Source organism: Martelella lutilitoris, from assembly GCF_005924265.1.
GTDB lineage: Bacteria > Pseudomonadota > Alphaproteobacteria > Rhizobiales > Rhizobiaceae > Martelella > Martelella lutilitoris.
The window spans coordinates 178,369-191,782 of sequence record NZ_VCLB01000006.1; the positions used below are offsets into that span (position 1 = coordinate 178,369).

The window sequence follows — 13,414 nt, forward strand, 5'->3', positions numbered from 1 at the left end:
AGAACCATGGGACCCTGATCATGACCGACGCCGTCCGCATCGCAAACGAAGACCTTGCCGTCACCGTCTCGCCGCTGGGCGCCGAAACGCAATCGCTGAAAACCGCCGACGGGAGAGACTGGCTGTGGGACGGCGACCCGGAATTCTGGACCGGACGCGCGCCGATCCTGTTTCCGATCGTCGGCAAGGCGCCCGAGGACCGGGTGGAGATCGATGGCAAAACCTTTGCCATGAAACAGCACGGCTTTGCCCGAAAGAGCCTCTTCACGCTCGAAGAGCAGACGGCGACGCTCTGCCGCTTCGTCCTGACCGACACGCATGAAACACGCCAATCCTACCCTTTCGCCTTCCGCCTCGCGATCGAACATGTGCTGGAAGGAAAAACGCTCACCGTTTCGGCAACGGTCGAGAACAGGAATGAGCGACCGATGCCCTTCGGCTTCGGCTTCCACCCCGCCTTCTGCTGGCCGATGCCCGGCATGGACAAGGGCCACGTCCACCACATCTCCCTGGCGAACCGGAACGAACCGGCAATGATCCGGCTGCGCGACGGCCTTCTGGACCTGGCCCCTCTTCCCTCGCCCTTTTCGGAAGGAATCCTCGCGCTCGACCATGATTATTTCGAGGACGACGCTATGATCTTTCCGGAAGGCGCCGGCGACCGCCTCACCTTTAGCGCCGAAGACGGGCCCGCGCTCCATTTCGCCTTTGAGGGCCTTCCCAATCTGGCGCTCTGGACCAAGCCCGGCGCGCCCTATATCTGCGTCGAGCCCTGGCACGGAATGGCCGCGGCCAACGGCAAGGGGGGAGCCCTTGAGGCACGACCCTTTACCAAGATCCTGCCGCCGGGCGAAAGCACCTGCTTCTCGTGGTCGGTTGAAATAGACGCGTAGGGAAAACGGGCACGGATACTATCCACAGCCCACTCCAGGAACTATCGACGACACAAGATTCCCATTGCCGAAATCCTGACAATGCCTCATCGGTAGAGAAAATCGGATCGCTCAACCATGTGTAGCGATATTCTGTCGGCCCGCCGGACACCTGAGCGCGCCGCCGTTTTCGGGGATCTCCAGATGAAAAAATAGTAGCGGAATTTGTCGGCACGGCAGTTCTTGTTCTTTTCGGCTGCGGCGCGGCAGTGCTCGGCGGCGATTCGATCGGCCAGACGGGAATTGCGTTTGCCTTCGGCCTCGCAATCGTCGCCATGGCCTAGCGCATCGGCCCGAAAATCGGAATCGATTTTCGGAAAGCACGATGCGTAGATTCAATAGGTTAGAGCGTCCTTTGTGCGTCCAAATGGACGCACGTCGCTCTAGGGCATCGGCCCGGTCTCCGGCTGTCATGTCAATCCGGCCGTCGGTTTCGGCGTCTACATCAGCGGCCGCATGCCGGCGGGCGACGTGCTTCGCTACTGGGTCGCCCAGTTTGCAGGCGCGCTCGCAGGCGCAGCCATCCTCGCCGTCATCGCCGGCTCGACCGAAAACCGGGGACAGAATGGCTGTGGACCGGGCTATCTCGGCGAATATGCTTTGCCTGCCGCCCTCATCTTCGAAGTGGTTTTCACTGCGATATTCGTCGTCGTCATTCTCGGCTCGACGGGCAAGGCGGCAGCCGCCGGCTTTGCCGGTCTCGCCATCGGCCTGACCCTGACGGCGATCCACCTCGTCGGCATTCAGGTCACCGGCGTTTCGTCCAATCCCGCCCGAAGCTTTGGTCCCGCGCCGCTCGCCGGAGACCAGGCCCTCTCCCAGCTCTGGCTGTTCATCGTCGCCTCGCTGGCGGGCGGCCTGCTCGGCGCCCTCTTCTTCCGTTTCAAGCTGCTTGAAGACTGATCGGACGGACGCCGCCACATGCGGCGTCCGGCCCGGCTCTCTCAGAGGCGGGCACAAAATCCGTCAAACGCGCCGAGGTCGACATGGGCGCCGTTCAGGACGCCGGTCATGCCCGGAAGGTCGATGCTGTCGACATGCTCGAGCGCGATCTGCAACGGCACGGATTGCGGCGTGTCGGCGAAATTGTAGACGAAGAGCAGCGTCTTTCCGTTCTTCTGACGGGTAAATATCAGCACGTCGTCATTGTCGCTGTCCATGAAGGCGATATCGCCGTCAAACAACACGTCGTGTTCGGCGCGGAAGGACAGAACGGCGCGATAGTGATTGTAGACCGTGTCCGGCTCCGGCGCCTGTTCGAACACCGAAAGCGGCAGGTGCTCCGCCGGTACCGGCAGCCAGGGCTTGTCAGCCGTGGTGAAACCGGCATGCGGGGCGACATTGCTCCAGGGCATCGGGGTGCGGCAGCCGTCGCGCCCCTTGAAGGAGGGCCAGAAGCGGATGCCATAGGGGTCCTGCAGATCCTCGAAGGCGATTTCGGCCTGCGGCAGCCCCAGTTCCTCGCCCTGATAGAGGCAGATCGAACCGCGCAATGTCGCAAGCACGGAAATCGCGAGTCTCGCCACCGGCTCCCGCTCCGCTTCCGTTTTGGCAAAGCGCGAGACATGGCGATCGACATCGTGATTGGAGAATGCCCAGCACACCCAGCCATCCTTCACCGTCGCGAAGAAGTTCTCCACGCAATCGCGGATGTGGGCGGGCGAGAAATTCGGTCCGAGGAAATCGAACGTGTAGCACATATGCAGTTTGTCATTGCCGGAGGTATAGGCGGCAACAGTCTTCAAGGAACGCGCGCCGTCCCCCACTTCCCCCACCGATGAGCGACCGTCATACTCATCGAGCAGAGCCCGGAAGCGCTGCAGAAAGCCGATGTTCTCCGGCCGCGTCTTGTCGTAGATATGCTGCTGAAAGCCATACGGGTTGACATCGGGCGCGTCGAGACCGGCTGGACCAAGCTCGCCGTCGACCGCCGGATTGTCGCGCAGTTTCGCGTCACAGAAATAGTAGTTCACCGTGTCGAGACGGAAGCCATCGACGCCGAGATCGAGCCAGAAGCGCACCGTCTCGAGCAGGGCGTCCTGTACGGCTTCGCAATGGAAATTGAGGTCCGGCTGGCTGGCCAGGAAATTATGCATGTAATACTGCTTGCGCGTGCCGTCCCATTCCCAGGCCGGACCGCCGAAGATCGACAGCCAGTTGTTGGGCGCGGTCCCGTCGGGCTTTGCATCGGCCCAGACGAACCAGTCGGCCTTGTCATTCACCTTGCTCTTGCGGCTTTCCCTGAACCAGTCATGCTTGTCGGAGGTGTGTGAAAGCACCTGGTCGATGATGACCTTGAGGCCCAGCCGATGGGCCTCGGCCACAAGCGCCCGGAAATCATCGAGCGTGCCGAACATCGGATCGACATCGAGATAGTCGGAAACATCATAGCCCATGTCGGCCATCGGCGACTTGAAGAAGGGCGACAGCCAGATCGCGTCAACGCCGAGTTCGGCGACATAGGCCAGCCGGCGGGTGATGCCCGGCAGGTCACCGATCCCGTCGCCGGTCGTATCCTGGAACGAGCGCGGATAGATCTGATAGATGACGCCGCCGCGCCACCACGCGCCGTTTTCGCTTTTCCCGCCGGTCATTTGAAATCCCTTGTCTGAAATCGACTGAATACCGTTTTCCCAAGCCTATCGCTGCGTCTTCCTCAGGTAAATGGAGATCGCTGTTTATCCGCAGTTGGCGTCCGCGCGGAAATTGCAGTGTAATAAGACTGTAACATCGCTTGGATAACAGGGCCGAACTGGCGAGCATGCGCCCGCAGGAGAATCCGAAGTGGACAAAGACGCGCCCAAGAGACTGACCCTCGTGTCCGATGCCTGGCATCCGCAGGTCAACGGCGTGGTTCGCTCGATCGAGAACACCAACCACGAACTGGAGAAGATGGGCCTCACGGTGACGATGATCACGCCCGATCTTTTTCGCAGCATGCCGATGCCGACCTATCCGGAAATCCGGCTGGCGCTCGCGACATACGGGCAGGTTGCCCGAAGGATAGAGGAAAGCGCGCCGGAGTTCGTCCATATCGCCACCGAGGGGCCGCTCGGCTTCAAGGCGCGCCGCTATTGCCTGAAGAACGGCATGCGGTTTACCACCAGCTATCACACCCGCTTTCCCGAATATGTCGCCGCACGCCTGCCGATCCCGAAGGATATGCTCTACGGCATCGTCCGCCGGTTTCACAATTCCGGCAATGGCTGCATGGTGGCGACCGACAGTCTGGCGCTTGAACTGGAGACACGCGGCATCCACAACCTGATGCGCTGGAGCCGCGGCATCGACAATGCGCTGTTTCACCCCCGGCGGAAATCGGAAGCGCCATTCGGCGGCCTCAAGCGGCCGATCTTCCTCACCGTCGCCCGCGTCGCCGTGGAAAAGAACCTTCCCGCGCTGCTCGCGCTCGACCTGCCCGGCAGCATCGTCGTTGTCGGCGACGGGCCGGCGCGCAGGGCGCTTGAGGAAAAATACCCCAATGTGCACTTTGCCGGCATGTTGCAGGACGAGGCGCTGGCGAAAGCCTATGCGGAAGCGGATGTTTTCGTCTTCACGTCGAAGACCGACACCTTCGGCAACACGATCATCGAGGCGCTTTCGAGCGGCGTGCCCGTCGCGGCCTTCCCCGTGACCGGCCCGAGCGACATCCTCGGCGGCCATGAGCAGGCCGGCGCGCTCGACGACGATCTCAAGACGGCATGCCTGAGGGCGCTGGAATGCTCGCCGGAAAAGGCCCGCGATCTGGCGCTGACCTATACCTGGGAAGCGGCGGCCAGGCAGTTCTACGACAATATGGTCGCCGCCCACGAAAGCTGATCAGCGCTTCTTCTTGCGTTTGTGCTCGAAGGGGTTGTCGCCGGCGCGGAAGTGGATGCGGATCGGCACGCCCGGCATGTCGAAATCGGCGCGGAGCCCGTTGGTCAGGTAGCGGATATAGCTCTCCGGCACGGCATCCGGCCTGGTACAGGAAATCATGAAGCCCGGCGGGCGGGTCTTCACCTGCGTCATGTATTTCATCCTGAGGCGACGACCGGAAACGGCGGGCGGCGGATGGCTGACGGTCTGGCCGTCGAGCCAGCGGTTGAGCCGGGCCGTGGAAATCCTGCGGTTCCACACCTTGTCGGTATCGGCGACCGCCTGCATCAGCTTGTCGAGGCCGGTGCCCCGCTCGCCGGAAATCGGCACGGCGCGAATGCCGCGCGCCTGCGGCAAAAGCCGCTCGGTTTTTTCGCGCAGATCCGCCAGAACCTGCTGGCGGTCCTCGATCATGTCCCACTTATTGAAGGCGATCACCGCCGCCCTACCCTCGCGCAGCACGAGATCGACGATCTGCAGATCCTGCTTTTCAAACGGGATCGTCGCATCGAAGACGATCACCACGCATTCGGCAAAGCGTATGGCGCGCAGCGCATCGGATACGGACAGCTTTTCCAGCTTCTCCACCACCCTTGCCTTGCGGCGCATGCCGGCCGTGTCAAAAAGCTTGATGGCGCGGCCGCGCCATTCCCATTCCACCGAAATGGAATCGCGCGTGATGCCGGCTTCCGGGCCGGTCAGCAAGCGCTCCTCGCCGAGATAGCGGTTGATCAGCGTTGACTTGCCGGCATTCGGGCGACCGACGATTGCCACCCTGAGCGGTTTGCTGTCGTCATAGGGCGCCGCCTCTTCCGGGTTCTCGGCTTCCTCACGCGTCAGCATCACGTCGGTTTCGGCTTCCGTGCCGTCATCGGCCTTGCCGAAGGCGCGGTCCTCGCCGATCGCCTCGATGATCGCCTCGCGCAGATCGTTCATGCCCTGGCCGTGTTCGGCCGAAATCGGGCAAGGCTCGCCGAGCCCAAGCGTGAAGGCGTCATAAAAGCCGGCATCCGAGCCGCGCGCCTCTGCCTTGTTGGCAACCAGCACGACGGGCTTGCCGCGACGGCGCAGCAGTTCGGCAAGGGTCGTATCGGCGGGCGTCAGCCCGGCCTTTGCGTCAATCAGAAAGAGCGAAAGATCGGCCTCGTCGATCGCCGCTTCCGTCTGCGCGCGCATGCGCCCCGGAAGCGTGTCGGCGGCGGCCTCTTCCAGGCCAGCCGTGTCGATGATGGTGAAGCGGAGATCAAACAGCCGCGCATCGCCCGGCCGGCGGTCGCGGGTCACCCCCGGCGTGTCGTCGACGAGCGCCAGCTTCTGCCCGACCAGACGGTTGAACAGCGTGGACTTGCCGACATTCGGCCTTCCGACGATTGCGACCTTGAAACTCATCTATTCCTCTCGGGCCGGCTTAGCCGGCATCCTGGATTTCGCCGTTGGCGGTCATCACCTCGAGCAGAATCTGCGCGCGGTTCAGCACGTTGCGCGGCGCTTCCGGATCATTGGCGACGTCCTCGAACCATTCCTGGGCGCGGGCATAATCCTGATGGGCATAGGCGGAAAGACCGAGGATCTCGCGCGCGGAAAAACGGAACGGGTTGCCGTCATTGGCAAGTTCCTCCACTTCCGCCGACACCTGTTCATAGGTTCCGGTATCGACCAGCAGCCAGCCGGCGCGCAGCTTGGCAGCGTCGCGGATGGCTTCCGGCACGCTGCGGTCCTTGCCGATCGTGGAGAAGGCGGAGACGGCGGCGGCCGTATCGCCCGCTTCCGACAGAAGCGTCGCAGAGCGCAGTTCGGCGAGCACCGGATAGGACCCGTGGCCTTCGGACTCGAGTTCCGCCAGCGTCTTCTCGGCGGCATCAAGATCGCCGGCCTCGATCTGGTTCAGCGCGGTCAGGAAAACGTCGCCCGACTGGGCCGCCTCACGCGCCTGCCAGTACTCGTAACCACGCCAGCCGGCGGTTCCGACGACGAGCAGCACGGCAGCCGCAATGAGATAACGCCCGAAGCGCCGCCATGCGTCCTTCATCCTGTCGGAACGCAGCTCCTCATTGACCTCGCGGATAAAACTGTCGTCCTGATTTGCCATTCCGTCACTCCGGCACGAATTTCTTTCTCCAGTGCCGGGCCTTCTAGCCGTTTTTTCATCCCGTTGTAAGGGAAAAAGCCGCTCCCGGCGGGGGATATTGCGTCGGAGCGACTATTTTCACATGGCAAAGGAAACCGGAACCCCGATCAGCCAGACGTGGAGCTTCCAGATGAACAGCCCCCAGAGCGCGATCCCGACGACAAAGGCATAGGCATCATAGCGCGCGGAGACGAAGGGCTTGCGGCTGTAATTACCGGCTCGCTCGCGCTTCGCCAGCGAAATCCTCAGAATGACCGCCCAGACGAGCAGGCCGGCAAACAGGATGACGGAAGCCGCCTCGCCATTGGCCAGAAGGTGGGCAAAGGCCCAGATCTTCACCGACAGCACCATCGGATGCTTGGCCATGGTCGTGATCCGCCCCGGCGGGAAGAAGCTCGCGGCAAGACAGATCATCGCGATCAGCATCAGCAGAATGGTGATATGCGCCATCCAGAAGGGCGGCGTGTAAAGGATGATGCCCTGCTGGCGGGCCTGGCCGAAGGCCCAGATCATGAAAACGAGCGCGGCAAGGGCCGCGATCGAGAACACGCCCCTCCAGGCATTATCCCCCAGCCGATCGATCATCGCCTGGCGAAAGCCCGGAGCGAAGGTGTGAATGAGATGAATGCCGGTGAAAATCAGTACGGCAATGATGAGCATGACCATGGCGCTATTCCCCTTGAAGGCGCGAAGACATGCGCACAATAATCCCGAACCGCAAGGTTTTGAAGCCGCTCAATCGGGGTGCGTATCGGCCACGGTTCCGCCCGGCTCCTGATAGTCCTCGCGGTCGATTTCCGGCAGTTCCATGCCGAAGATCGCGGCTTCGAAGGCTTTCAGACGCTTGTAGATCGAGATCAGCTCGATAATCGTCGACCAGGACATCACGAGATACTGGAACGAGGAGGCAACCTGGCCGAAAGCCGTCACGATCTGCTGTACGAGACCGTAGGTCACCGCGCCGGCGACAATTGCCGGGACCAGAATGAAATAGCCGAAGATATTGTCGGCCTGGAGGTAGAGACTGCGGGCGAGATTGAAATAGGTGTAGTGCAGATAGAGCCGGAAATAGTTGCGGCGCACATTGGTGAAGAGCTCCTGCAGCGTCACCGGATCGGCCCGGTCCTCATGGTCCTCGCCATAGACGAGTTCCTTACGGTAGGCGGCCTCGACGCGCTGATTGCGGAACTCCAGCCCCGGCAGCTTGATGCCCACAACAACCAGCAAGATCGTGCCGAACAGCGACCAGAAGATCGCCGCGGTGAAAAGCGGAGCGGGAATCGCGCCGACGATCGGCAGTTCGGTGACATATTGCGACAGCGAGAACAGCACCGGCAGAAAGGCGATCAGGGTCATCACCGAATCGATCATCGAAACGCCGAGCCCCTCCATGATCGAGGCGAAGCGCATCGTGTCTTCCTGAACGCGCTGGGATGCGCCTTCGATATGACGGACGCGTTCCCACATGCCGGTGTAGTAGTCATTCATCGCCGTGCGCCAGCGGAAGATATAGTGGCTGATGAAGAAGCGCGAAACGATGAAAAGGGTGACGCTCAGAAAGGCGATCTGCAGGAAGATCAGCATCAGCGTATAAAAGTCGCCGACCGTTATGCCGCCTTCGCCCTGAAGTGCCGCCTGCAACGTATCCCCGAAAGGACGGCGCCAGTTGTTGATGGCAACCGAGATCTGCACCGAAAAATAGGTGACGAAGATGATCAGCTGCGACCCCCACACCGACCAGGGCTGCCATTTGCGATTATCGCCGACGATCCACCAGAAAACGCCGAAGATCACCGAGAACACGGCATAATAGAGGTAGAACCACAGGAAGTCGGGCGTTACGAAATGGGCAAGCCCGATCGGCTGCTCGCCTTCCGGATAGGGCGCGAAGCCTACGGCGACGCCAAGCTCGCGCACCACGCCGTACCAGCCGGCGATCGCGACCAGCGCCCATATCAGGGCGGAGGCGAAAAACAGTTTCGGTTTCGGAAAAAACGACTTAAACAAGGGGCTGGCCTTCCGGAAAGAACACAAACGAAGGAGACTCTGCCCATCTATGGCAAAAAACCGCCGAAAGAGAAATTAAACATTGTTCAGGTGGGCGTATCGGTTGTGCGCCTACAATCTGGATCGCGTCCTATTCGCCCTCGGGAAGCGTCAGGATCACCGGCCCGTTGCGGGTTGCCACCAGCGTGTGCTCGAACTGGACCGTCAGCGCCTTGGGGATCGAATAGAGCACCCACTCCCGGTCCTCCTCCTCCTCGGCAAACTCGCCGCCGAGCGAAAGAAACGGCTCGACCGTGAAGACATGCCCCTCGGCGATGCGGCGGCGCTCGCTCGGGTCCGGCCATGTGGAGAGCTCTGCGGGCTCCTCGTGCAGCGAGCGGCCGATGCCGTGGCTTGCGAGATTGCGGATCAGCGAATAGCGGTTCTTGCGGGCGAAATCGCCGATGGCATTGCCGATATCAGCGAAATCGCCGCCGGGCTTCACCTGGTTGATCCCGGTCCACATCGCCCGCTTGCCGTCGCGGCAGAGGCGCTTGATCTTCGACGTCACCGGCGGCACGGCGAAGGAGGCGCCGGTATCGGAGAAAAAGCCGTTCTTCTCGGCCGAAACATCGATATTGACGAGGTCGCCGGCGGCAATCACCCGGTCGCCCGGAATGCCGTGGGCGACCTCCTCATTGACGGAAATGCAGGTCGCTCCGGGAAACCGATAGGTCACTTCCGGCGCCGACTGCGCGCCATTGTCATCGAGAAACTTGCGGCCGATCTTGTCAAGTTCAAGCGTGGTAATGCCGGGCTCCAGCGCCTTCGACATGATATCGATTGCGCCCGCGCAGATGCGACCGATCTCCTTCAGGGCCTGAAGCTCTTCTTCTGTCGTGACAATCATCCAGGCCCTCTTTTCAAACTTCGAATTCTAAACCGGCTCGCCGTCGGCCAGCATTTCGCGCACCATCGGCGCGACCCTTTTGCCGAACAGCTCGATGGCATGCAAGACCTCGGCCTGCGGCACAAGCCCGACGGCAAACTGAATCATGAACCGGTCGAGACCGAAAATGCGCTGGTGGGCGACGATCTTCTTCGCCAGGTCCTCCGGTCCGCCGACGAACAACGCGCCTTCCGGTCCCACCGAGGCATCGAACTGCGCCCGGCTTTGCGGCCCCCAGCCGCGCTCGCGTCCGAGCCTGTCCATCACCGCCTTTTGCGGTTCGAAGAAGATGTCGGCGGCTTCCTCGGCCGTATCGGCGAGAAAACCGTGGACGGAAATGCCGCGCTTCAGCTTCGCCGGATCGTGGCCGGCCTGAAGCCCCGCCTGGCGGTGGATATCGAAGAGCGGCGCAAACCGGCGCGGCTGACCGCCGAGGATGGCGATGATCAGCGGCAGGCCGAGAAAGCCGGCACGCGCCATCGACTGCGGCGTGCCGCCGGCGGCGATCCAGACCGGCAGCGGATTCTGCACCGGACGCGGATAGACAGACTGATCGGCGAGCGGCGCGCGCGTATTGCCCGACCAGGTGACCTTCTCGTTTTCGCGGATATTCAACAGGAGATCGAGTTTTTCCGAAAACAGCTCGTCATAGGCTTCCAGCGGATAGCCGAAAAGCGGAAAGCTTTCGATGAAGGATCCACGCCCTGCCATGATTTCCGCCCGGCCCGAAGACAGCAAGTCGACGGAGGAAAACTGCTGGAACACGCGCACGGGATCATCCGACGACAGGATCGAGACCGCGCTCGTCAGCCGGATATTCTTGGTGACCGTGGCGGCGCCCGCCAGAACCGTTGCCGGCGAGGAAACAAGATAGTCGACGCGGTGATGCTCGCCGACGCCGAAGACATCGAGCCCGACATCGTCGGCCAGCCTGATCTCCTCCATCAGGTCCTTCATTCGGCGTTCGGCCTCGCGCCCGCGATCAATGCCGTCAGACGGATCGACATCGGCAAATGTGAAGACACCCAGTTCCATCGGTTTGTCCTTTCAAGTCAGAACCTGAATTGCGTTGGCCCTGATATGGAGCATTGCCTGCCGCAAGTCACGGGATCGAGCGTCGCCGCGCCTGAAACGCTGTGTTCACACCCTGCTCCGCGCTCCGGCGCCGGACGCCCATTTCTTGGCCCCGCCCGGCATGCAAGCAATTGCATGGCCTCTGGTTTGCGCATAACCTTTCAGGCGAATAGCGAACAACAACAAGAATCGGGAATGGCAGACATATCATGGCGCGTACAGTAGTGGTGACCGGCTCGACCAGCGGCATAGGCCTCGGCATCGCCGAAGGCTTCGCGAAGGCCGGAGACAATCTCGTCATCAACGGTTTCGGATCGGAAGAGGCGATCAATCAGGCCGTCGATCGCATCGGCAGTCTCGGCGAGGGATCGGTGATCTACCACCCCGCCGACATGACCAAGCCAGACGAGATCGCGGATCTGATCGCGACTGCCGACAAGACCTTCGGCGGGCTCGACGTGCTGGTCAACAATGCCGGCGTGCAGCATGTCAGCCCGATCGAGGATTTTCCGCCGGAAAAATGGGACCAGATCATCGCCATCAATCTGACAAGTTCCTTTCACACCATCCATCATGCGGTTCCGCTGATGAAGAAGGCGGGCCACGGCCGGATCATCAATCTGGTCTCCGCCCACGGGCTGGTCGCCTCGCCTTTCAAGTCCGCCTATGTGGCGGCGAAACACGGCATGATGGGGCTGACGAAGACGGTCGCGCTGGAACTGGCCCGTCACAGCATCACCGTCAACGCCATCTGCCCCGGTTATGTGCTGACGCCGCTCGTGGAAAAGCAGATCCCGGATACGGCGAAGGCGCGCGGGATGACGGAGGAACAGGTGAAAACCGACGTTCTTCTGGCCGCCCAGCCGACCAAGCAGTTCGTGACCGTCGAGCAGATCGCCGCCGCGGCGCTTTATCTAGCGAGCGACGCCGCCTGCCAGGTCACCGGTACGCATATTTCGATTGACGGCGGCTGGACCGCGCAATAACGCCGGCCTCCGGATCTTTCTGAAGGAATTTTGATGACGATACGGTTCATCCTCAACGACAGGGACGTGACGCGCGACAGGTTCTCGCCGTCGGAAACCCTGCTGGACTATCTGCGCATCGAACGACACCTGACCGGCTCCAAGGAAGGCTGTGCGGAGGGCGACTGCGGCGCCTGCACGGTGCTGGTGGGCAGGCTGACGCGCGGAAAGCTCGTCTATGAGACGGTCAATGCCTGCATCCGCTTTACCGCATCGCTGAATGCCACCCATGTCGTCACCGTCGAGCATCTGGCGGCGAAAGACGGCGCGCTCCATCCCGTCCAGCAGGCCATGGTCGACATGAACGGCTCGCAATGCGGTTTCTGCACGCCGGGTTTCGTCATGTCGCTTTACGCGCTGTGGATGGAAAACGAAAAACCGTCCCGACAGGCGATCGAGAAGGCATTGCAGGGCAATCTCTGTCGCTGCACCGGCTACGAGCCGATCATCAAGGCGGCGGAGAAGGCCTCCGCCATTCGACCGGATGCGGCCTTCGATGCGCTGGCGCGCGAGCGCGAGAGCGTGATGGCAACGCTTGCGGCCATGAAGACCGGCGAGACCATCACCATCGGCACCGAAAGCAAGCGCGGGATTATTCCCGGCTCCGCCGACGCCCTTGCCGGGGTGCTCGCCGAATATCGCGACGCGACCATCGTGGCGGGCTCGACCGATGTGGGTCTCTGGGTCACCAAGCAGATGCGCGATCTGAACCCGATGGTGTTCATCAACCATCTGGAAGAGCTGCAGACGATCACCGAGACGGAAAAGAGCTTCATCATCGGCGCAGGCGTCACCTATTCGGAAGCGTTCCCGGCACTGGCAGGCAAAATCCCGGCGCTTTCCCGGCTGATCGACCGCATCGGCGGCGAGCAGGTGCGCAATATGGGCACGATCGGCGGCAATGTCGCCAATGGGTCGCCGATCGGCGACACCCCGCCTGCCCTGATCGCTCTGGGCGCGACGCTGACGCTGCAATCGAAGGACGGCACGCGGTCCATCGCGCTTGAGGATTATTTCCGCGATTACGGCAAGCAGGACCGGCGACCGGGTGAGTTCGTGCTGTCGCTTACCGTTCCGAAGCCGGCAGAGGGCGCGCACTACGCGGTCTACAAGGTTTCCAAACGCCGCGAAGAGGATATTTCCGCCCTTTGCGGTGCCTTTTATCTTGAGCTTGGCGGTGACGGCACGGTCGACAAAATCCGCATCGCCTATGGCGGCATGGCCGGCATTCCCAAGCGCGCGGCCCATGTTGAGGCCGCCCTTTCCGGCAAGCCGTGGACGGCCGAGACCGTGGAAGCGGCGCGGCCCGCCTTTGAGAGCGACTACCAGCCGATGACCGATATGCGCGCCACGGCGGAATATCGTATGCTCGCGGCCAAGAACCTGCTCTCCCGCCTGCTGCTTGAAACCGGGGGCAGCCCGCAAGAACTCTCACGCTTCGAACGCGAGGAGGCTTAAGGTG

At 61.9% G+C, this 13,414-nt stretch carries 13 protein-coding genes; 6 read left to right on the plus strand and 7 right to left on the minus strand.

Going from position 1 to position 13,414, the window contains the following annotated elements:
• Positions 1–20: 20 nt before the first annotated feature.
• From FF124_RS11975 to FF124_RS11985, 3 genes are all read left to right on the plus strand, one after another.
• Positions 21–893 carry an aldose 1-epimerase family protein gene (locus FF124_RS11975; protein ID WP_138748729.1) on the plus strand — a complete coding sequence of 291 codons (873 nt, stop codon included), beginning with the start codon at positions 21–23 and terminating at the stop codon, positions 891–893.
• A 248-nt stretch (positions 894–1,141) separates the two neighbouring features.
• The gene (locus FF124_RS21030; RefSeq protein WP_425462532.1) at positions 1,142–1,216 is read left to right on the plus strand and encodes a hypothetical protein; all 75 of its coding nucleotides are present in this window, start codon (positions 1,142–1,144) and stop codon (positions 1,214–1,216) included.
• Positions 1,217–1,322: 106 nt separating this feature from the next.
• A complete protein-coding gene (locus FF124_RS11985) occupies positions 1,323–1,835 on the plus strand; it encodes an aquaporin (RefSeq protein ID WP_138748730.1) in 513 nt (170 codons plus the stop codon).
• A 41-nt stretch (positions 1,836–1,876) separates the two neighbouring features.
• On the opposite strand, the gene bglA is transcribed toward FF124_RS11985, so the two are convergent.
• Entirely contained in the window at positions 1,877–3,526 is a 1,650-nt protein-coding gene (bglA, locus tag FF124_RS11990; protein ID WP_138748731.1) for a beta-galactosidase BglA, read from the minus strand.
• Between the two features lie 190 nt (positions 3,527–3,716).
• Between bglA and FF124_RS11995 the strand changes: the two genes are divergently transcribed.
• Positions 3,717–4,751: a glycosyltransferase family 4 protein gene (locus tag FF124_RS11995; RefSeq protein ID WP_138748732.1), complete on the plus strand. Its 1,035-nt coding sequence runs from the start codon at positions 3,717–3,719 to the stop codon at positions 4,749–4,751.
• Here the strand turns inward: FF124_RS11995 and der are convergent, their stop codons facing one another.
• The 6 genes from der to FF124_RS12025 all read right to left on the minus strand — a co-directional run bounded on the left by der (position 4,752) and on the right by FF124_RS12025 (position 10,888).
• Positions 4,752–6,179 carry a ribosome biogenesis GTPase Der gene (der, locus tag FF124_RS12000; RefSeq protein WP_138748733.1) on the minus strand — a complete coding sequence of 476 codons (1,428 nt, stop codon included), beginning with the start codon at positions 6,177–6,179 and terminating at the stop codon, positions 4,752–4,754.
• 19 nt (positions 6,180–6,198) lie between these two features.
• Positions 6,199–6,879, minus strand: coding sequence for a tetratricopeptide repeat protein (locus FF124_RS12005; RefSeq protein ID WP_138748734.1), 681 nt, complete (start codon positions 6,877–6,879; stop codon positions 6,199–6,201).
• Between the two features lie 117 nt (positions 6,880–6,996).
• Positions 6,997–7,584 (minus strand): NnrU family protein, encoded by a 588-nt coding sequence (locus tag FF124_RS12010; protein WP_138748735.1) that lies wholly within the window; start codon positions 7,582–7,584, stop codon positions 6,997–6,999.
• Between the two features lie 69 nt (positions 7,585–7,653).
• On the minus strand, positions 7,654–8,925 hold the full coding sequence (gene sbmA / locus FF124_RS12015; protein WP_138748736.1) for a peptide antibiotic transporter SbmA: 1,272 nt from the start codon (positions 8,923–8,925) through the stop codon (positions 7,654–7,656).
• A 130-nt stretch (positions 8,926–9,055) separates the two neighbouring features.
• A complete protein-coding gene (gene map / locus FF124_RS12020; protein ID WP_138748737.1) occupies positions 9,056–9,814 on the minus strand; it encodes a type I methionyl aminopeptidase in 759 nt (252 codons plus the stop codon).
• Between the two features lie 27 nt (positions 9,815–9,841).
• Entirely contained in the window at positions 9,842–10,888 is a 1,047-nt protein-coding gene (locus FF124_RS12025) for an LLM class flavin-dependent oxidoreductase (protein ID WP_138748738.1), read from the minus strand.
• A gap of 248 nt (positions 10,889–11,136) precedes the next feature.
• Here FF124_RS12025 and FF124_RS12030 point away from each other — a divergent pair, with 248 nt between their 5' ends.
• Both FF124_RS12030 and xdhA read left to right on the plus strand, forming a co-directional pair.
• Positions 11,137–11,913 carry a 3-hydroxybutyrate dehydrogenase gene (locus FF124_RS12030; RefSeq protein WP_138748739.1) on the plus strand — a complete coding sequence of 259 codons (777 nt, stop codon included), beginning with the start codon at positions 11,137–11,139 and terminating at the stop codon, positions 11,911–11,913.
• A gap of 33 nt (positions 11,914–11,946) precedes the next feature.
• On the plus strand, positions 11,947–13,410 hold the full coding sequence (gene xdhA, locus FF124_RS12035) for a xanthine dehydrogenase small subunit (RefSeq protein ID WP_425462527.1): 1,464 nt from the start codon (positions 11,947–11,949) through the stop codon (positions 13,408–13,410).
• Positions 13,411–13,414 lie beyond the last annotated feature (4 nt).

What these genes read in the sequence shown, in the direction of transcription:
- map (WP_138748737.1), bottom strand. Translation starts at nt 9,814, where the DNA reads ATGATTGTCACGACAGAAGAAGAGCTTCAGGCCCTGAAGGAGATCGGT.
- bglA (WP_138748731.1), bottom strand. Translation starts at nt 3,526, where the DNA reads ATGACCGGCGGGAAAAGCGAAAACGGCGCGTGGTGGCGCGGCGGCGTC.
- FF124_RS12030 (WP_138748739.1), top strand. Translation starts at nt 11,137, where the DNA reads ATGGCGCGTACAGTAGTGGTGACCGGCTCGACCAGCGGCATAGGCCTC.
- FF124_RS12010 (WP_138748735.1), bottom strand. Translation starts at nt 7,584, where the DNA reads ATGGTCATGCTCATCATTGCCGTACTGATTTTCACCGGCATTCATCTC.
- der (WP_138748733.1), bottom strand. Translation starts at nt 6,179, where the DNA reads ATGAGTTTCAAGGTCGCAATCGTCGGAAGGCCGAATGTCGGCAAGTCC.
- xdhA (WP_425462527.1), top strand. Translation starts at nt 11,947, where the DNA reads ATGACGATACGGTTCATCCTCAACGACAGGGACGTGACGCGCGACAGG.
- FF124_RS12005 (WP_138748734.1), bottom strand. Translation starts at nt 6,879, where the DNA reads ATGGCAAATCAGGACGACAGTTTTATCCGCGAGGTCAATGAGGAGCTG.
- FF124_RS11975 (WP_138748729.1), top strand. Translation starts at nt 21, where the DNA reads ATGACCGACGCCGTCCGCATCGCAAACGAAGACCTTGCCGTCACCGTC.
- FF124_RS12025 (WP_138748738.1), bottom strand. Translation starts at nt 10,888, where the DNA reads ATGGAACTGGGTGTCTTCACATTTGCCGATGTCGATCCGTCTGACGGC.